This is a genomic window from Paenibacillus sp. EZ-K15 (assembly GCF_002573715.1).
Lineage (GTDB): Bacteria > Bacillota > Bacilli > Paenibacillales > Paenibacillaceae > Paenibacillus_AQ.
The window spans coordinates 454,893-474,242 of the sequence record NZ_PDHM01000016.1 but is presented as its reverse complement, the minus strand read 5'-3'; the positions used below and the strand labels follow the sequence as shown (position 1 = coordinate 474,242).

Here is a 19,350-nt window from a genome sequence, read left to right as displayed (position 1 = left end):
CGTTTTGCCGTTTCTTGAACAATCCTGCACTTTGATTAAAAGCGCCTTGGCCTGGAACAAACCACTAACATTGTTTACAGCTCTCCGATTATACCAAGGACAAGCTGCAAAAATTTGGGTTTGACTTGTTCCGCTGCTTCCATAACTTCTTCGTGCGACAAAGGTTGCTCAAGGATTCCCGCGGCTTTATTGGTGATGCATGAAATTCCGAGCACCTCCATGTCTGCATGTCTGGCTGCGATAACTTCCGGCACTGTCGACATACCAACTGCATCGGCTCCAATGACTCTTGCGAATCGGACTTCTGCAGGCGTTTCGTAAGTAGGACCAAGATTACCCATGTATACACCTTCACGTAAGGTGTAGTCCTTGCTGACTGCAACTTCACGAGCCAATTGAATCAGGCTTTTGCTGTATGCTTCGGACATGTCCGGAAATCGGTCTCCCAGTTCTTTGTCGTTCGGTCCGATTAGCGGGTTGGTTCCCATATTATTGATGTGGTCAGTTATGAGCATCAGGTCCCCGACTTCAAATTCCGCGTTTACTCCCCCGGCAGCATTAGTGACGATGAGCTGGTTAACGCCAAGCGCCTTCAGCACACGCACCGGAAATGTAACGTAAGTCGCCGTGTAACCTTCATATAAATGAAATCGGCCTTTCATCATGACAACGGGTTTACCACCTATATGACCAGCAACCAATTCCCCCGCGTGACCTTCTACCGTCGAGACGGGAAAGTGAGGAATGGTGTGATAAGGAATAGCGGTTGCCTCTTCTATCAAATTGGCTATAATACCTAGCCCTGAGCCTAAAATTAATCCAATCTCAGGTCGAAAGCCTATTTGTTGTTCGATAAATGATACAGCCTCTTGAACTTGTTGTTTAATGTTGGACATAGTCAGCACTTCACCTTTCTAAGAACATAGTTGATCACTTCTCATGTGTTCATCATATACATCACTCAAAATAAAGCTGATTTTACAAACGCTTAGGCTCTTGCCATCGCAAGTGTCCTTCAATTTTTAAAAGTCACTTCTGCTGCTTCAACTTCTCCATATGCAATCTCCCCGCTTGATTGAACGCAGGAATTCCAGTCACATTCGGTCCCGCAAGGTTACTCTGTCCTGTCCCGGTAACAGGCATGCGTGCCCCATCTAACTCTGGAACAGCATACTTCACGAACCATTGCTCGAGCTGATTCCTCATCTCTTGGATCATCTCCGCGTAAGCTGGCTCATCATACAAGTTATTACGCTCCTCCGGATCATGCTCCAGATCGAAAAATGCAAACGGACCGTAAGGATAACGATGAATATACTTATATTTCTTGGAGCGAATCATACGAACAGGACCATATTCATCATAAACAACAATATGGCCATCTTCCTGTTCCCCTGTTCCATTCAATAGAGAATTGAAACTACGTCCTGGCATGTCCGTATCCGGCGTATAAGAAATGCCTACATAATCCAACAGCGTCGGCATGACATCGTATTGACTCAATAACGCTGAACTCACCTCGCCTTGCTTAATCAGGCCTGGATGGCTGAATATTGCCGGAACTTTAACGGAGTTATCGTACATATTCTGCGGGTAAGTTGCATTCCCTTTGCCCCATATGCCATGTTGCCCGCAGCTAAATCCGTTATCGCTCATAAAGCAAATCAACGTATTTTCACGCAGCCCTAGCTTCTCTAGCTTCTCCAGTATGAGACCCACGTTATAATCCATCGCTGTAACCGCGGCGAAGTATCCCTTCAGATTCTCCCTGGCCTCTTCGAATACATTCGCCGGATTAGACAGAGATAAGAAATCTGGATGTACCGGTTCCTGCGGACAAGAGTGAAATTCGCAGTCGTTATATTGGTCGACATATTCCTGCGGATGCTCTCCAATCCACAAGTGATGGGGCGCCGTATAATGAACACTAATGTAGAATGGGTTCTTGCGCTCGGCTTGCTCTTCGATAAAGCCGATAGCATCCTGCGTAATCAAATCGGTTAAGTAACCTGATTCCTTGACCACTTCCCCATTTCGTACCATCTGCGGATTGTAATAATGTCCCCCGTCATACAGATACGTGTACCAATGTGAGAACCCATTTTGCGGTTCATAGTCATTGCATAGCCCCCATTTACCGCTAAGCCCACAGACATACCCTTGTTCAGCTAATATATCCGTATAGGCCACTTGCCCGTCCAAATAGCTCAAATGCGGATTATCATTCTCTCTTACGAAGTCATGTACACCATGCTGAGAAGGGATTTTCCCGGTAAGAATCGACCCTCTTGCCGGTGCACATACAGGAGATGTACAGAAAAAATTATCAAATCGTATCCCTTCGCTCGCTAATCGGTCTAAATTTGGCGTCTTGATTTCATCATTCCCAGCGCATCCAAGCGCCCAAGGCCCCTGATCATCCGTTAGTATATATACAATATTTGGTTTCTGCATTGACATACTACTTACTCCTCCTCCAAATTACATTGGTTCTCTATTTCTCTATCTCATTCATTCATTCATTAAAACTTTTAAGAAAGCGTATCCTGCGGCTTTACATTTTTCTTAAAGATGACTAAGAACATCGATGTCGCAGCTATAATCATAACTAATAATATCAGTGACATATTACTGAATTGCGCAGCTTCCGCTCGGCCGGAGAAATCCACCAGTGCATGATTCATGTACGAAGCGCCGAAGAACATCCCGATAAAGGCAGCCCCAAGTGAAGATCCTAATTGTACAATCAACTTCTCTACGCCAACACCTGCACCATGGAATTCGGACGGCAATAATTGCGTGTAGTTCGATAAGTAACCAGAGAAGAACAGCACATAACCAATATTGAAAATCCCAAGCCCTATAAATACAGGAACGACCGAGAATCCAACAAGAAATGCAATGATAATAAGACCGGTAAAAATGAAACCGCCTCCCAAAATCACCATATTTCGATATCCAATGGCCTTGATAATTCGCCCAGAGAACATACCTACCGTAAACGCTAATATATTCGTAATCATATTGAACATCCCAATCACGGTCAGAGACATCCCGTACGTATCTTTCACTATGAATGGGAAAATAAACAAGAACGCTGCTTGGGTCATATAGAAGAGCAAGCAAACGAGAAGTGAACCGCTTACACCCTTAATACTGAACAAACGCATATCGACAAAAGGATCCTTCTTCTTCTTAGAATAGAGCATGAAGATCACGCCAAGCACAATAGCTGCCCACAACATCGTTGGATACTGCATTTTAGAGGTGAAGAACAGAATAATGAGTGTGACGATCCCCGTCAACATAACGGCTCCAAAGTAGTCAAATGAATGCTGCTGACTTTTCTCTTTTGGCATATGCTTATAGATGGTTGGAACACTAAAAATCGTTATACATGAGAACAGGAAGATGATATTCCAGCTTAAATGCTCCGTGATATACCCTCCAAGCGCATTTCCGACAGCCGCACCAAGCTGAAAAATAGCCCCAACAAATCCAAATAGCTTCGCCGCCTCAAGTTTGTTGAAATAACGGAGTGCAATGATCACAACTAGAGCAACGGGTGCTGCAATCGACATACCGAATAAAACACGGAAAATAATTAACAAAGTGAAACTATAAACGGAGAAAACACCGAGAACCGATATGATCGGAAATGCGGTACAAGCAACGAGTAACAACTTCCTCATGCTGATGCGATCGGCTAATATCGTATACACGATTGAACATACGCCGAATGCTAACGTTCCTAACGAGAAGACGAGGCTCACTGTCGACGGTGCAACCTTGAAATCCTCAACAAGCTTTGGGGAAATCAAAATGAAGACATTGTTATTGAATACAAAGAAAAATTCTAAAATCAATAACCAAGTTAATACTTTCCAAATACCACGTTTCTCTTCTTTGGACAACTGGATTGCAGTTCCCATGAAGTGATCACCTCGTCATTTAGTATGTTCCTGCTAATTAGTTTCTTGTAACTGCTTTCATTGTAATGCGTTCGAGGCGATTTGTACATATCTTTTTTTGTATTTGAATAAAAGTGTTTATTATACAATAATAACTCCCGATTTTTTAACCATGATATAGCTATCTTATTTTGTTTTTGAATGATTGTTTGCATTATTCCTTGGCTTATTATTTTCACCATTCTTGTATCACCATAAGGATTCAGTTAGAATGAGAATGAATTAATTTTCTTTTTTTAATGAATAGGAAGTGATTCTTCTGCTCAAACAGTTTACACAACCAATGTCACCCAAAAACTTGAATTTACAAACCATGTATCGGATTATCCATAAATTCGGGCCTGTGTCGGTCAGTGATGTCGTAGAATTATCCAAATTAAAACCCAATACCTGTGCTCGCTTATTAGAAGAGCTCATGCAAGCGAATTTGATTCAATTATCAGGGTATGGCCTCTCTAGCGGGGGCAGAAAACCACTTATGTATCGGATTAATCCGGAAGCTTATTCGGTAATCGGCGTCGACATTTCACTCTCTTATATCACGATTGCATTACTTGATTTGGAGCTAAATATCGTCGATGTATCGAAGAAAAAATTTCATTCATCTGAGAGTGCCGAAGCCATTCAAGCCTTTTGCGTTGAATCCGTTCAGCGTCTGATTCTGGAGCATCATATAGATCAAGAGAAGCTGCTTGGAATTGGACTTGGGTCGACAAATCTTCGTCCTGTAAATGGAATCGTGCAACTACTAGAAGAACGATTTAAGGTCAGGGTCATTGAAAAGAACGGAGCGGATCTCGCAGCCCTTGGAGAATACCGCAAATTCAACCCTGATCGGGGAGAACGCCTCATCTACACCATGTGTAGTATCGGCATCCGGAGCGGATTGGTTACAAACCTCGGTATCGAAAATCGTCTTTCTGTCTTATCCGATCGTGCATTCGGCCATATGGTCGTCGATGTAAATGGTCCAAGGTGCTCCTGCGGCTCCTATGGATGCTTGGAGGCGTTAAGCAGCATTCAAGCCATTCGTCACGAACTCATCCGCCTAATTAGGCTAGGACAACCTTCCAAGCTCACTGAGCTCGTAGACAATATCGAGTATTTCGAGTTCGAGCATTTGCAAGAGGCGCTTACACTTGAAGATCCATTGACCTGTCAAGTCGTAAGAACCGCTGCATATTATTTTGGCGTAGGTCTGTTCAATTTGATCCTCATTACACAACCGGATACGGTTATTATCGGAGGTGCTTTAGGTCCGAATCCTGTTTTTTTCAATACTGCCGTCGATGCTGTCACGAAACGAATGACAAACATGCCCGAGATGAACATCCAATACAAGCCTGCTGCAAACTACAATATTGTTGCCATTGGTGCTGGTTGCCACATCATTGATTCATTTACGGAATAACAACGAGTCTTGAAATAATGAAAAATCCATCTTAGAAGCGGCTATTTCGCTTTGCAAGATGGATTTTCCTTTTGATTCAATGCATTGCCCTCTGTCTGATAAATTTACACCCCAATTAGTAATTCTGTTACAAGATACGGGGAAGATCAGAGGCACAGCAGATTTTATATTTTTTGCCGCTCCCGCAAGGACAAGGTTCGTTGCGACCAGGGGCCTTTCCTTTGAAATAGCGTTTCAAGTTATTGGAGTACATTTCCTTACGTAACCTTTTGCCCAATTCGAGCATTCTCTCATGAGCATAGCTATATATTTGCTTATAGCTTTGACAGAAGAAGTCTGGAGAAGACTGATTTCCTTCGGGGCTCCACTTACGGTTACGTGGGCAGCCACCATAACATAATCGTTTCCAATTACAGGTGCGACAGTTTTCTGAAAGGGTTGGCTTCAGTTGGCGGAAACGGTCAAAGTTAGGATGGGCAAGCATACTTGTTATAGAATCAGTTCTAGCATTGCCGACTTTCCAATCTTCATTGATGAAAAAATCACAAGGAAAGGCATCCCCGTTCTGCTCAAGCACCAGGTTTGTTGGACACTCTCCCTGATGGATACAGAGCTCTGCGTCCCGGTTAAGGTAGACGTTAAGCATATTATCGAAGAAGCGAATGGACATCTCTGGGTTTCCGTTATTGTACCATTTGTCGAACACTTCACAGAGGAAGTCTCCGTATTCCTGAGGAGTAATTTCGTAGACTCCAGGCTCGTCTACATGCTGGGACTTGAAATCCATACATGGGATGAACTGGACATAATTGAAACCATGCTCACAATAGAAATCCAACAATTCTTTCGCTCTACCTACGTTGCCTTTATGAACAACCGTTAATATATTAAAATCAACTTGATGGCGGTGAAGATGCTCGATTCCAGCCATCACACGATTGAAACTTCCCTTACCGACGGAATTCACTCGGCGGGAATCATGAATCTCCTTGGGGCCATCCAGACTAACACCGATCAGGAAATTATACTTTTTGAAGAAGGAGGCCCATTTGTCATTAATCAATGTAGCATTGGTTTGCAAGGAATTGCTGATTACGGTATAGGGGAGGGCATGCCGAGCCTGAAGCCCTACTACCTCTTCAAAAAAATCGTACCCCGCTAGCAGCGGCTCACCACCCTGCCAAGCAAATGTGGCCGCACCGTTACACTGTTCCATATAATCCTTAATGAATTTATCTAAGATACTAGATTCGATTCGGTTGATATTTGGGCCGGGTTTACCCCCGCAAGTACTATAATAGCAGTAATCGCAGGCCAAGTTACAATCCTCTGACACTGTCTTCCACATGACGCCAATTCTCGAATGACCGTTTGCGATACAACCTTCTGACAATGATTTCTCCCCCTGTTATATTTCAATTTTAAGATAGCACCCTCTTTAAATAATATCAGAATAATAAAAAGTATACCGTAAAATATTATAAACATAACTTCAAAATCGATTTTAGTCAGATGAAAAAAGGGGATTGTTACGATAAATATACATTAAATTTAATTATTTTCATCCATTTTTGATAACTTTAATTCAAATTGAAATAAACATGTTATAATACAGATGTTATTTACCTAAGGAAAGGAAAACAAGATTGAGAAGGTGAACTAGATGAAGAATCCGATATATGATCGAGTGAAGATGCTTATGCAGATATTTGCGGTTTTTTTCAAAATAGGCCCATCTACGTTCGGCGGCGGATATGCAATGATTGCGACGATTGAAGAGGAGATTGTTCATAAGAAGAAATGGATGAATCAAAGGGAAATAGGGGAGATGGTATCCGTCTCAGGATCTGCTCCTGGGGGTGTTGCTGTTAATTCAGCCGCATTTATTGGATATCGCCTTGGAGGTGTAGCTGGTTCAATTGCCGCCGTGGCCGCGATTACACTGCCCACATTTTTTATCGTATTAATTTTAAGTCTACTTGGAGTCGTATTTAAAGAAAATGTGAAAGCGGGAGCCGCTCTAAAAGGAATTCATGCCGCGGTGGTCTCCTTGATTATTGTAGCTGCTTATAAAATGTGGAAATCATCTGTTTTCGATATCGCTACGTTAATTATAGCTGCAATTACGGTAATACTTTTGTTGTTTACCGGAATTCATCCGTTCTATTTAATACTGGGCGGGCCCACGATCGGAATCGCCGTAGTGATATGGAAACGGAGGAATGGAATAACCACAAGGACGGAGAAGGAGCGGCCTGAAGAGACGAAGGAGCATCATTTCCCCGAATATTACATCTGAAGGTGATCATTATATGCTTTGGAAGTTGTTTTTAATTTTTCTCAAGGTAGGTTTTATTTCTTTTGGCGGCGGATATGCGGTGATGACGTTGATTCAACGGGAAGTGGCCGGCAGTGGATGGATTGACGACCAACAGTTCCAGGAGATCGTGGCTATTGCAGGGATGGCCCCGGGTTCCATTGCTACGAATGCCGCTACCTTGATTGGATATTTTGAATCTGGAATTTTAGGAGCGATTGTCTCTACGATTGGTATCATTCTTCCATCATTAATTATTGTCATTCTGATTACAGATTTATTCATGCGGATGCAGAGTAGTAACTGGGTTAAATCTTCGTTTTATGGGCTACGCCCGGTTATCACCGGCATGATTATTTACGCGGCTATTCACTTTGCATTTAGCGGGAGAAGTGAAGCTTTACTAAGCTGGCCTATGATAGGGAGCCTGATGATCAGCGCCGGGTGCCTTATTGGAGTAACCAAGTACAAAGTGCATCCCTTTGCTGTTATTTTTTTAGCAGCTGTGGCTGGAATCGTCATTTTCTAAGTCAATTTGTATATGCATAAATACTGGTTCAATGGACTTATCGACGAGATTCGGCTGTACCGCTATGCGTTTACGGAAGAAGAAGTAGTCGAGATCGCGCAGCGTTAGCCCATACGGGAATTAGAGAATTTATTCGAACCGAAATTTCGAGCATAACCGTCACATTAAAAAAATCTCCCTTCGCCAAGGGAGATTTTTTTCCTCGTATTCTTCCTGTTCGAACCTGCTGATTCCAACGTCAGCCGCTGCATTAGTTACTTATTGTTTCATGTTCCATAATAAATTTGAAGGCTTCTTTCCTTCGAAACGATCACTATTGAAGCCCTGGTATTCAGCCTTTATCTAGCCAATGGAATGACCATATTCCAGGTGTGCGTGAAATCCCAGGCACGTGTACCCGTACCGGTTGCTGCAAATAAATGGGTTGGGACTCCGTCTTCAAATAAAAGGTAGGGACGCTCGAGGTTGCACATTTCTTTAACCGTGCCGTCATCCCATGCTACTGTCCGGGAATACGCCTTGGGCTCGGGATGAATCTTCCAGTCCAGACAATCCGTACTCGTGGCATATACGCCAGCTCCCCATTCTCCCGTCAAGCCCTCAGACCCGTTCTTGGAATCATCCTTGATCAGGAGGTGGAATCGTTCGCCGTCATGCCAGAGAAACGGGTCCTCCACATGTTTATCCGGATCGGCGAAGTTCAATATTGGATGATCAGATAACCGCTCGAAAGGACCGGATGGACATTCCGCTACCGCTACGCCCAACTGAAGTGTGGATCCGCTATACTCCCGCGATTTATAGATCATATAGGTACGGCCATCTGCCAGAATTGCAACGGCTGGATTGGTCGTGACGGTGCCGTCCCACTGTCCCAGGCGGGGAAGCAAAAGGGGTTCGTCCGACCTTTCCCAAGGTCCGAATACCGATCGGGAAGTCGCCAACCCAATTCTTTTGTTATTCCAGATCTCCGTGCCTCGCTCAGAGGAAACGACGTCTCCTGGCCCAGGTATCGGCCCACCGTACGTTGTTCCCATATAATAGAGGTAATACGTACCGTTCCAGTATTGAATATGAGGATTGTGCTGGTTCATCCCATCAAAATAGCCGCGATCTCGACGGCCGAGCACAACTTCCTCAAATCGGTAAGGACCTTCCGGCACCGGGCTGGCTGCCCTTACGATCTCACAATTGAATAGCCAGTGGACCCCGAATCCAAGCTCCTTCCTCCACCGAGAAGCGAACAGATGATAACGACCGTCCTCCCCTTTAACACATGACCCGCACCAGATAAAATAATCTTCTTCACAATATCCGCCGTTCACTGGCGCAGGCAGTAACCTCGCATTAATCGGATTATTCATTAATATGACCTCCCGTGAGCATGGTTTGGCTATCCTTTCTCACAACCGCTCTCATTTCCCTTACATGAGATATTCTAGCAGAACGGGAAGGTCGTGAGAATCATAAGGTTTCGCCATGATCGTGACCATAGCGTCACGGCTTATTCATTCAACCATTCACAGTTATGCGGTTCTTATCTAATCTCTGCACCTTAAGCTGCAATCTAAGCGCATTCGCAACAACAAGCACGGAGCTTGCCGCCATGCCGATGCAAGCGATGCGTGGATCCAAATAACCACATGCAGCCAATGGCACGGTAATGGCGTTATACAGCAGAGCAAATAGCAAATTCTGATGAACATTCCGCATCGTTTGGCGGCTCCATGTATACGCATCGATTATGTTGAAAAGCTTGTTCCCGATCAGCACGATGTCGCCGGCCTGTTTAGCCGCATCCGCTCCCCCGCCCATCGCCATGCCGACATCTGCCACAGCCAGCGCAGCTGCATCGTTTATGCCATCGCCAATCATGGCAACGGAACGTCCTTGATGTTGAAGCTCGCGAATGAACGCCAGCTTGTCGTCAGGAAGCATGCCTGCACGCATCTGATCGATCCCTGCCGCGGCCGCAACCGCCACGGCGGCCTGTTCCTCATCTCCGGTTACCATCCACACATCGGCTCTGCGCTTTAACTCCTGTACAATCTTCCGGGCATCTTTTCTTAGCTTGTCAATCAATACAAGCGATCCGATGCACTTCCCGTTCACGGCGACATAAAGCCTTGTAAAGCCAGGTTGATCTGGTGGAATTTCCAGTTGTATGCCCTGCTCCAGCAGCCATTTCCGATTTCCCACGCATATGTGCTCTCCTTTGACATAGCCTTCCATCCCTTTCCCAACCCGCTCTTGGAATTTTTGTGCTTCCAAAAGTGGGGAATGTTTGTCTTGGGCGGCTCGTACGATGGCTTGTGCTAACGGGTGAGCGGACCGAGAAGCCAGCGCTGCCGACATGGATAGTACGTAGGCAGCGTTGCTGCCGTTCGCAGTGTGAATCGCTGTGAGTTGAGGTCTTCCTTCCGTCAACGTGCCTGTCTTATCCAACAATACAACATCGGTTCTACGCAAACCCTCTAGAGACCGGCCGTCTTTGAATAGAACGCCTCTTTGGGCAGACGATCCGGTTGCGATCAGGATGGATACCGGCGTAGCTAAACCAAGCGCACAGGGACAGGCAATCAGTAAAACAGACAGCGCGTGGCGCATCGCCGTTTCGGATGCATCGGGAGCCTGGGAAAACCAGAGCCATCCCGCATAAGTAAGTGCAGCACAACCGATCATCACGGGAACAAATATCCCCGCTATACGGTCAACGGCTAACTGAATGGCCGGTTTCCCCTGTTGTGCAGACTCGATAAGCCCAATCATTTGAGATAGACGGGTTTCGCCATGATTCTTATCAACCACGATGTCCAAACGTCCGACCAGACAACGCGTTCCGGCGTAAACTCGATCCCTCATGCCCTTGGCCACCGCTGTGCTTTCACCTGTCAGCATAGATTCATCGGCATCCGCCGATCCCGACTGAACAAAGCCGTCAATGGAAATCCATTCTCCATGGTTCACTCGGATCCGGTCCCCGATCTGCACTTGATCCGCAGAAATCCATTCTTCCCCATGACTGCGGACGACTCGAACCCGTTTAACCTGAAGCTCATATAATGCACTAAGTTGTTTCAACGCTCTACCCTTGGCCATGGTCTCAAGCCACTTGCCCAGGAGTACCGCTGTCATCACCATCGCAATCGTATCAAAATAAAGCGTTGGATGCGCTGAACTGTGCCTGGATTCAAACATGACATAGTGGCTGTAGAAATAAGCCACCGAGGTGCTTAACGCAACAAGGGTATCCATGTTTGCTGTACGATGGATCATAGCCTGGTAAGCTCCGTAATAGAAAGGAAATCCGACGCCAAACTGAAGCAACGTAGCGAGCACCCATTGAAATACAGGTTCCATCAGCAAATCCGGCGTCCATTGTGCAGGCCAATCGGCAACATGCGCCATCATCGCCCATAGGAGTGGGACCGATAAACAAGCGGCGATGACGAACCGAATGCGATAAGCCCCCGTCTCCGCCTCGATCCCTGCCTGCGGATGCGACAGCCTGTCGGTCGCTCCATAGCCAAGCTTTTCGATTTTCTCCAAGATCGTGTCTAATCCAATCTGCGTCGGTTCATAATGAATCGTGGCCTGAGATAAGGCGAGGCTGACACGGGCAGATTGAACGCCTTCCACTTTCCGAAGAACTTTTTCGATCCGGGCTGCACAAGCTGTGCAAGTCATGCCCGTCACATGGATTTGATGCAGCTTCACAACGGTTCCTCCCCACTCTCTGCAATATTTCTGCTTTCGCTTGTCCATACATTGTATGAAAATACACGAAACATCAGAATGGTTAGGAAGAGCCAGCTATTGCTGTTTTTGCCTGAAAGCAATGTGCAGTAACCATAAAAGCCCCGTAGCGGAGAGGACGAATCGATTCCGGACAAGCGACAGCGATGGGAGGAACGATTCGTACATGGAGCGTCTTCTAACAGCAAGAAGGGGGCCTTCCGCAAGATCTAAGATCTTTTAGGACAGCCCCTTCATACGCGTAGATATTCTTGTTCTTTTAACATCATCAATTTGTGGATTATATTTAGTCGATGATCGCCGGGATGATGTGTTCTTTAATCAGTGTCCATCGATCCCGAGGATTGACGGTAAATGCCGATGCAATGGCGACAACCAAGTCTTTTTGGGGAATGCAGCAAATGATATTGCCGCCGTCGCCTACTGCCGAGTATGCAGATACCCCATCCTCATCCCGCAGCCACCAAAGATATCCATAATGATTAGAATTCATCGCCGTTGATTGGTCAATCCATGCCCCCGATATAATCGGTTGATTGTCCCATGTGCCGCGGTTCAAATAAAGAAGGCCAAAACGAGCCATGTCTCGAGGACTTAACGTAAGCCCCCACCCTCCAGTAGAGTTACCGGCCGGGTCTTTGACCCATCCCCTGACGTCTTTTCCGAATAAATCATCAAATCCGAATGAGCTCATGTCATAATCCGGAATTTCGTTCATGCCGATTGGTTTAAACAAGTGTTCGTTAGCAAACGCGCGGGCGCTTGTTCCCGTGCTCCGAGTTATGATCGCTGAAAGGAGATGCCCCCCTGCAGTAGAATACTTAAATGCTCCCAGGCTTCCACCGATGCCCAGCATATCCAGCGTATAATGTACCCAATCTAATTGCATGCACAGTTTGTCCAAGGGTTCGTGCCAGTCCTCAAATGGATAAGGAGCGGTCATCGTGAGAAGATGGCGTATCGTAATTTCTTGTTTTTGTCGATGAGCAGTCTCTTGTTCATATTCAGGAAAAAAATCCAGCACCTTCTGATCTACATGTTGAATATAGCCTGCATCTATAGCAATGCCTATAAGTGCGGAAATGATACTTTTCGTAACCGATGCAACATGGTGCCTATCCTCCGGACCATATCCATGATCATATTTTTCATACACGATAGCTCCATTTCTAACCATGACAATACCATTAATGTCGGGATATTCGGTTTTGATCAATGTGTCCAGCTCAGATAGCTTGTCAGCGTCCATTCCCAAGGTCGCCGGGGCTAGGGTATGCCATGCTGTTGTTGGCCAGTAGTTTCTTTTCATTATAAATACCTCACAGAATTCATTATTTAAGCCATATGGTATATGTACATCTCTTACTTCTTCGTCACGGGGAAATACACCTCGGTAACCATTTCCTCGGCAGTCAAGGCTTGGTACGGGTCGGTTACATAGACTTCATAGGGAGATTGAGTCAAAGCATATCCTTCATTCTCTACCCACTCCCTTAGCTTGGCATATACCGATGTCAAATTAGAATAAGCCCCCTTTAAAACAGACCTCGCACAAAGGCCCCCGCACAAATCTCTCGTTCCCTTTACAGCCTCCTTGATCGGGAGGGCAAACTCTGTGTCATTGCCTGCAGGATGATATTCCGGGCTGTGATATATCGTCATGGGCGTTCCAACCAAGGTGAGTTTCTCCCTAGCAATCTTTTCATATAACCTGCTGTAATACCTGCCATATCCTAAAGTATAGTCATCACTGCTCATCATCTGACGCATGTAAAGGATATTCATAGACCCCGTTTCAACAAGCTGTACTTCAATATCATCCAGATATGACATCAGATGTATACCCTGCTCCAGATTCAAGATATCCTGGTTCATTTGCTTTAGGGTATATTCATATGCGTGTAACTTCTCCTGAATTTCCCGACGTTTGCGATTAAGGGCGAGACGAAGCTTCTCTTCGGATTGATCCGCTTCCCCTTCCAGAATCTCTTTGATTTCTTCCAGCGAAAAATGATAGGACTTCAAACGGTTGATATAGAGCATTGTCTTTAATTGACTGATGGAATAATAGCGATAACCGTTTTCCGGATTGATCTGATCCGGATGAATTAACCCGATTTCATCGTAATATCGAAGCGTCTTTGTAGATACTTCACATATTTTGGAGAATTCTCCGATCGACAGCAAAGGTGCACCTCTTTTCTGGTTTCGGATCTTGGTTCAAGATCACTATACACCTTGCCCCAAGGGCAAAGTCTACAGCAAATTATGAGGGGGGTGAGCTGCCAGTCCCCACTATAAATGAGGAGTACCTTCCGGAATTGTACCGGTGTTAAGCCAATGTTCCACTACCCGATTAAACAGCGCCGGATCGGCAAGCGGTATGCCGTGCCCAATACCGGGAAAGATGATCCCGTCAGCGCTTTCGCTCAGCTGTACGAGATCCTCAGCCGATTTCTTAACACTGCCTCTCTCCTTCTCCCCAACCGTCACCAATAACTTCGTTGTTGATTCTTGAATCCTTGGAGAGATTGAATAGGACATATTCTCCTTCAGCACCGAAACCAATAGCTCCCGCTTCATACGCAGAGTTTCCGCGTAATACTGTTCAAAATCAACCTCATTCACGTACAGCGCGCTTGCCTGCCATCTGGAAAACCATCTGTATCTTGTTAAAGGGAAGCTTAATCGAACAGAAGGTTCAATCAGCTTAAGCGCTGCCGGCATCGGCCTCAGCAATGCGCTGTTTACGATGGCATAATCAATAAGGTGGGGTCGTTGACATATCATCTCCACGAGAATTTGAGCCCCTAGTGAAAAGCCGAAAACAACAATCTCCCGTCCGTCAGCTTTAGTTGAAATCAGCTCGTTAAGCTGCTCCGCGGTGCGGCTTATGGAAAAAGACGGATTGCCGGGGCTGCGCCCATGTCCGGGCAAGTCAGGAATCAGGCAGAAGCTGCCTTCAAAATAGGTAAGCTGCTTGTTCCACATCCAGCCGCTCACACCGCCGCCATGTAAAAATACGATCATCCTTGCTGCCTGCTTGTTTCCGCTCTCCTTGATGTATAGATTCAGATTGTTCATCCCCCAGTCACACGAATAATTTATACTAATACATATTAAATAGTATACATTAAGATCCGTTTATGATCATAATCAAAATCAATTTATACTTAAATTCATTAATTAGTATAAAACCAAATGTTTTGCTTCTCAGTTATTATTTCTCCCCTGGACCAAAGTCGAGGCCTGGTTCCTCCCGAGGAGCCAGTTAAAACTCATTCTGCGGACCGTTCTTCCTTCTCCCTCCATCATCTACCATGAAGTGGAAATCAAATACGATTGACAAGGAGAGGAACACATGAAGCCAAATAAACAAAGTAAGTCCAGAACCATTCATGTACTGGCAGCCTCCGTGCTGTCCGCTAGCCTGCTGGCTTTCCCAGCCGATATCTATGCCGATACGGCAAAACCCGCCACAAGCAGAACCGCAACACAGCATACGGGAACACCGGTACTGAGCTCCAAAGAAGTCAAGGCGTTCACCGATGCCTATTTTGCCAAGCCTCATGTTTCGGACATGCTGGCTGGTGCGCTTGTTGTGATTGTAAAAGATGGCAAGGTGCTGCTGAATACGGGCTACGGCTATGCCGACCTTGCATCCATGAAAAAGATTGATCCCGATCGAACCTTGTTCCGTATGGCCTCGATATCCAAATCGATAACCGCTACAGCGGTCTTGCAACTGGTAGAGGAAGGAAAAATCGACCTGAAGCAAGACATAACTGCCTATATTCCGGATGTTAAGATTAACAACAATACTGGGACGCCCGTTACCGTTGAGCATTTATTGACCCACACGACAGGCTTCGACTTTACGGACAACGCAGGGGTTCCGCCACATATCGTTCAGAAGGGTGAGGTTCCGCTCGCCGACTTTATCCGGTTCAATGCGCCAGCTGTGGTTCGCACGCCCGGAGAGGTTTACCGCTATGATAATCTGGCCTCCTCCATGCAGGGCTACATTGTCGAGCGGGTATCGGGGGAACCGTTTGAGGATTATGTAAAAAAGCATATTTTCACCCCGCTAAAAATGGAACACGCTGCATTTCGGATGGATGAGGAAATCATCGCGAACCTTGCCACAGGCTACAATGCCGCACGTCATCCGTATAAACCATACCAAAACATACCTACCATCGCTCCGGAAGGCGGCATGTTCGCCACCGGCAGCGATATGGCCAATTTCATCATCGCCCATCTAAATAAGGGCCAGTTCGGATCTTCCCGCATTATGAAGGAAGAGACCATGCGTTTGATGCATCAGACGCATTATGATGCAGCCGGCCTTCCGTTGATGTCATACGGTTTCGAGTCGTTTATGCACAGCAGTCACAACGGCCAAACCCTGATTGGCAAAGGTGGCGATTTGGATGGCTATCATTCCTGGCTTTGGCTCCTTCCCGACCAGAATGTCGGAGCCATGATCGTTGTTAACAGTGACGCGAGCACATCCATCCGAGCCGAATTTTTCACCGAATTCATGGATCATTTTTATCCGAAGAAACAGGTTCAGGAGAACGACTTCCCGCTCAATCAGGAGCAGCTCAAGAAATTCGAGGGCACATTCAGGAGTCTAAGAACACCGATTATCGCCACACAGGTGAAGGCTGGCCAAGGTGAGTTATTGGTCTTGGATGCATTGGGCGAGCATAAACTCACGCCGGTCGGTCCGCTGCGATTCGTGGATGAGAACGGTACGCCGGCCGCCTTCAAGGAAGATGATAACGGCAATGTGGCGTATATGTATTACACGGCGATAGACAGCATGTCCGAGAAGCTCGAGGAGCCTGCTGTTTACAACGACGTCCCGGAAGAGAATCCTTATGCCAAGGATATCTACTTTGTTCAGTCTCTCAAGGCTTTTGACGAGAATGAGCAATCCAGCTTCCGACCGAATGAACCGATCACGCGGGCAGAGTTTGTCAGTGCGATCAGCCGACTGGCCGGGATGAAGCCTAGCGAAGGCACGAATTCATTTAAGGACATGCAAGGGCACCCGCTCGCTGGTTATGTGCAGAATGTCGCGGACATAGGGGGCGTCACCGGCACTCCGACCCAGAACTTTGAACCCGATCAGCCAATCACGCGCCAAGAGGCTGCTGCTATAATATGGCGTGTGGCACACAACACGCTTGGCGCGAAGGCGGTTCCGGCTAAACTCAGCTCAAAACCGGCTGCCTGGGCAGATGAAGCCGTACAGTTCATGGTCGGATCCGGGATGCATGGACCCGAGGTGACAAAAGACGCAAACGGGGCCGCGGATTACCGGCCGTCCGATAAACTTCTGCGTAAGGAAGCTGCCGCTATCTATGCCAGACTGATTCAACAGGCGTTTGGTTTTTAATTTGACCAGGTTAGGACATTCTTTTTTAGCAGGATATCGCATTTAAAACGGAATAATAAGCACAAGGCAGAAGGGGGTGTCCCAAAGATCTTAGATCTTGCGGGAGGCCGCCCTCTTGCTGTTAGAAGACGCTCCATGTACGAATCGTTCCTACCATCGCTGTTGCCCCCACATTTCTTGGAATGGTTCTGAGCAAGGACGAAATGTGGGGGCAAAGGCAAGCGCTGACGCTTGTCCGGAATCGATTCGTCCTCTCCGCTACGCCGTGCAGATTGCTTGCTTTTAGACGCAAAGAAACCGTTCTTTGGTAAAATGGAGGTGCTAGCCAAACCATTTACGAAAGGAACGGTTTCTTTTTATACCATGGACCAACTCTATCTGCCAATGGATTTGGAGGAAGATATCCCTCAACACCATCTGGTTCGCGTCGTCAATTAAGCCATCAACCGTTTGGACGACCGAATCTTTGTGAGTGCCTATAAAAGGAAACGATGGATAGTGGATATGAAATACAAAAAGCGGCTCTATCGAAGCGAAAGCTGCGAAGGTTGTCCGCTCAAAAAAACACGTACGAAAGCCCAGGGAGACCGGGAAATCACCGTAAGCCTCAAGTATCTTCGTTACAGGCAGCAAGCAAGGGAGAAACTTCGAAGCGAGGAGGGGCATGCGTTGTCCGTTCGGCGAATGGTCGAACCGGAAAGTGTGTTTGGGCAGATCAAAAACAACCGAGGATTCCGGCGATTTATGCTTCGGGGCCTGCAGAAAGAGAGCCTGGAGGTCGGGTGGCTTTCGCTTGCTCATAATTTCCTCAAGAAGGCGGCCAATGATCAAAACAGAAGCCATAGCGGTGTGGGAATAACATCCTGAGCACCGCCATGGCTTTATTTGACACACTTTCTGTTTATGAGAGCCGTACGTCAAGCAACTAAATCTACTTTTGGGACGGCCCCTTCTCGTCATTTCATTAAATCTATTGTGACCTGCTTTACTCCAGCTTGAAGTTTCCAGACCCTGTGCGAACTTTCAGCACTGCGTCGCCGCTGCCGAACGTTCCCTTCAGCCTGCCTTCGTCTTTTACCTCATATCGTATTCCGTCCCACTGTATTTTCCCATCACCGGACTTTCCTTGATAATCAACTTCCAGAGAGGAAGGCTCTTGAACCAGATCGATGGTCACGTTCCCGCTTCCAGCTTGCAGGTCGGTATCATAGATTAACCGCTCCGACTCCAGGCGTATGTTTCCTGAGCCCACCTTTCCTTGGACGGCCGACTCCCCGTCCTTCAGTTCAACATAGCCGCTTCCATTTTTGAAGTTCAGCGTTGTGGCATGATAGCGTTCCGCCGATATATTGCCAGATCCTGACTCTAACGCTAACGACTCGGCTTCAATCTCCTCAGCCTTGAGATTACCGCTGCCCGTATGCACCGTCAGCGAGCCTGCCTTCACATCCTGAACATTAACATTTCCGCTGCTTGCCTTGATCGTGACCTCATCTCCATGCATACTACCGATCTCGAGATTGCCGCTTCCACTTTCTATTTTTGCAGCTGTCCATTGCTTTTCCGGTAACTCCACCGATAAATCGATATCCAGTATACGTATGCCAAACTGAATACCGTCAGGAACATCGACCCCGATCACCAGCGTATCGCCGTTTGGCTCGACCTTCAATTTCACTTGGTCTACATTTTTCGAGCTTACCTTTCCGTTCAGTCGAACCTTAATCTCGTCTGAATTTCCCTTAGTGACTTCAATGTCAGTGCTCCCAGTCTGTAGGGTCAAATCCCGAAAATCATCAGCGGCCACTATTTTCTCTTCATTAATTTTCTTGGTGTCAAAGGAAAATCCGAATTGAACATCCGAAAAAATGTTCATCGGGTTCATCGTAAAAAGCAGCAGCAGTACGCCGGCCACTACGATCAATATACCTGTTTTCTTTTGCATAACGTGTTCCCATT

General features: G+C 46.4%; 15 protein-coding genes and 1 pseudogene. 6 read left to right on the top strand and 10 right to left on the bottom strand.

Annotated elements, in window-relative coordinates:
- Positions 1-74 precede the first annotated feature (74 nt).
- The 3 genes from CRG97_RS14735 to CRG97_RS14725 form a co-directional block, all read right to left on the bottom strand.
- Positions 75-896 carry a purine-nucleoside phosphorylase gene (locus tag CRG97_RS14735; protein WP_054402294.1) on the bottom strand — a complete coding sequence of 274 codons (822 nt, stop codon included), beginning with the start codon at positions 894-896 and terminating at the stop codon, positions 75-77.
- A gap of 133 nt (positions 897-1,029) precedes the next feature.
- Entirely contained in the window at positions 1,030-2,460 is a 1,431-nt protein-coding gene (locus tag CRG97_RS14730; protein ID WP_098744171.1) for a sulfatase family protein, read from the bottom strand.
- Between the two features lie 71 nt (positions 2,461-2,531).
- Positions 2,532-3,932, bottom strand: a complete 1,401-nt coding sequence (locus tag CRG97_RS14725; RefSeq protein ID WP_098744168.1) for an MFS transporter — start codon at positions 3,930-3,932, stop codon at positions 2,532-2,534.
- A 454-nt stretch (positions 3,933-4,386) separates the two neighbouring features.
- Here CRG97_RS14725 and CRG97_RS14720 point away from each other — a divergent pair, with 454 nt between their 5' ends.
- The gene (locus tag CRG97_RS14720) at positions 4,387-5,382 is read left to right on the top strand and encodes an ROK family protein (RefSeq protein ID WP_161952936.1); all 996 of its coding nucleotides are present in this window, start codon (positions 4,387-4,389) and stop codon (positions 5,380-5,382) included.
- 127 nt (positions 5,383-5,509) lie between these two features.
- Here CRG97_RS14720 and CRG97_RS14715 read toward each other — a convergent pair whose 3' ends face one another.
- Complete coding sequence (locus CRG97_RS14715; protein WP_237566401.1) at positions 5,510-6,775, bottom strand: anaerobic sulfatase maturase; 1,266 nt, start codon at positions 6,773-6,775, stop codon at positions 5,510-5,512.
- Between the two features lie 270 nt (positions 6,776-7,045).
- Between CRG97_RS14715 and CRG97_RS14710 the strand changes: the two genes are divergently transcribed.
- The 3 genes from CRG97_RS14710 to CRG97_RS33615 are packed head-to-tail and all read left to right on the top strand — an operon-like array spanning position 7,046 to position 8,336.
- Complete coding sequence (locus CRG97_RS14710) at positions 7,046-7,681, top strand: chromate transporter (protein ID WP_098744162.1); 636 nt, start codon at positions 7,046-7,048, stop codon at positions 7,679-7,681.
- Between the two features lie 13 nt (positions 7,682-7,694).
- Positions 7,695-8,228, top strand: coding sequence for a chromate transporter (locus CRG97_RS14705; protein ID WP_098744159.1), 534 nt, complete (start codon positions 7,695-7,697; stop codon positions 8,226-8,228).
- A 12-nt stretch (positions 8,229-8,240) separates the two neighbouring features.
- The gene (locus CRG97_RS33615) at positions 8,241-8,336 is read left to right on the top strand and encodes a LamG domain-containing protein (RefSeq protein WP_161952935.1); all 96 of its coding nucleotides are present in this window, start codon (positions 8,241-8,243) and stop codon (positions 8,334-8,336) included.
- A 230-nt stretch (positions 8,337-8,566) separates the two neighbouring features.
- Here the strand turns inward: CRG97_RS33615 and CRG97_RS14700 are convergent, their stop codons facing one another.
- From CRG97_RS14700 to CRG97_RS14680, 5 genes are all read right to left on the bottom strand, one after another.
- Positions 8,567-9,592: a glycoside hydrolase family protein gene (locus tag CRG97_RS14700; protein WP_098744156.1), complete on the bottom strand. Its 1,026-nt coding sequence runs from the start codon at positions 9,590-9,592 to the stop codon at positions 8,567-8,569.
- 148 nt (positions 9,593-9,740) lie between these two features.
- Positions 9,741-11,945, bottom strand: a complete 2,205-nt coding sequence (locus CRG97_RS14695; protein ID WP_098744153.1) for a heavy metal translocating P-type ATPase — start codon at positions 11,943-11,945, stop codon at positions 9,741-9,743.
- Positions 11,946-12,270: 325 nt separating this feature from the next.
- Positions 12,271-13,293, bottom strand: a complete 1,023-nt coding sequence (locus CRG97_RS14690; RefSeq protein ID WP_098744150.1) for a serine hydrolase domain-containing protein — start codon at positions 13,291-13,293, stop codon at positions 12,271-12,273.
- A 53-nt stretch (positions 13,294-13,346) separates the two neighbouring features.
- Positions 13,347-14,171 carry a MerR family transcriptional regulator gene (locus CRG97_RS14685; protein ID WP_098744147.1) on the bottom strand — a complete coding sequence of 275 codons (825 nt, stop codon included), beginning with the start codon at positions 14,169-14,171 and terminating at the stop codon, positions 13,347-13,349.
- A gap of 108 nt (positions 14,172-14,279) precedes the next feature.
- On the bottom strand, positions 14,280-15,068 hold the full coding sequence (locus CRG97_RS14680; protein ID WP_237566400.1) for an alpha/beta fold hydrolase: 789 nt from the start codon (positions 15,066-15,068) through the stop codon (positions 14,280-14,282).
- Between the two features lie 277 nt (positions 15,069-15,345).
- On the opposite strand from CRG97_RS14680, the gene CRG97_RS14675 reads away from it, so the two are divergent.
- Together CRG97_RS14675 and CRG97_RS14670 are read left to right on the top strand one after the other, a co-directional pair.
- On the top strand, positions 15,346-17,391 hold the full coding sequence (locus tag CRG97_RS14675) for a serine hydrolase domain-containing protein (RefSeq protein WP_098744144.1): 2,046 nt from the start codon (positions 15,346-15,348) through the stop codon (positions 17,389-17,391).
- Positions 17,392-17,873: 482 nt separating this feature from the next.
- Positions 17,874-18,258: pseudogene (locus CRG97_RS14670) on the top strand (transposase); the annotation flags it as partial.
- A gap of 118 nt (positions 18,259-18,376) precedes the next feature.
- On the opposite strand, the gene CRG97_RS14665 reads toward CRG97_RS14670, so the two are convergent.
- Positions 18,377-19,336: a DUF4097 family beta strand repeat-containing protein gene (locus CRG97_RS14665; RefSeq protein ID WP_098744140.1), complete on the bottom strand. Its 960-nt coding sequence runs from the start codon at positions 19,334-19,336 to the stop codon at positions 18,377-18,379.
- Positions 19,337-19,350 lie beyond the last annotated feature (14 nt).

Bases quoted from the DNA above. Each gene is read 5' to 3' on its own strand.
- CRG97_RS14710 (WP_098744162.1), top strand. From the start codon at position 7,046: ATGAAGAATCCGATATATGATCGAGTGAAGATGCTTATGCAGATATTT.
- CRG97_RS14675 (WP_098744144.1), top strand. From the start codon at position 15,346: ATGAAGCCAAATAAACAAAGTAAGTCCAGAACCATTCATGTACTGGCA.
- CRG97_RS14690 (WP_098744150.1), bottom strand. From the start codon at position 13,293: ATGAAAAGAAACTACTGGCCAACAACAGCATGGCATACCCTAGCCCCG.
- CRG97_RS14725 (WP_098744168.1), bottom strand. From the start codon at position 3,932: ATGGGAACTGCAATCCAGTTGTCCAAAGAAGAGAAACGTGGTATTTGG.
- CRG97_RS14720 (WP_161952936.1), top strand. From the start codon at position 4,387: ATGCAAGCGAATTTGATTCAATTATCAGGGTATGGCCTCTCTAGCGGG.
- CRG97_RS14700 (WP_098744156.1), bottom strand. From the start codon at position 9,592: ATGAATAATCCGATTAATGCGAGGTTACTGCCTGCGCCAGTGAACGGC.
- CRG97_RS14730 (WP_098744171.1), bottom strand. From the start codon at position 2,460: ATGTCAATGCAGAAACCAAATATTGTATATATACTAACGGATGATCAG.
- CRG97_RS33615 (WP_161952935.1), top strand. From the start codon at position 8,241: ATGCATAAATACTGGTTCAATGGACTTATCGACGAGATTCGGCTGTAC.
- CRG97_RS14680 (WP_237566400.1), bottom strand. From the start codon at position 15,068: ATGAACAATCTGAATCTATACATCAAGGAGAGCGGAAACAAGCAGGCA.
- CRG97_RS14665 (WP_098744140.1), bottom strand. From the start codon at position 19,336: ATGCAAAAGAAAACAGGTATATTGATCGTAGTGGCCGGCGTACTGCTG.
- CRG97_RS14705 (WP_098744159.1), top strand. From the start codon at position 7,695: ATGCTTTGGAAGTTGTTTTTAATTTTTCTCAAGGTAGGTTTTATTTCT.
- CRG97_RS14735 (WP_054402294.1), bottom strand. From the start codon at position 896: ATGTCCAACATTAAACAACAAGTTCAAGAGGCTGTATCATTTATCGAA.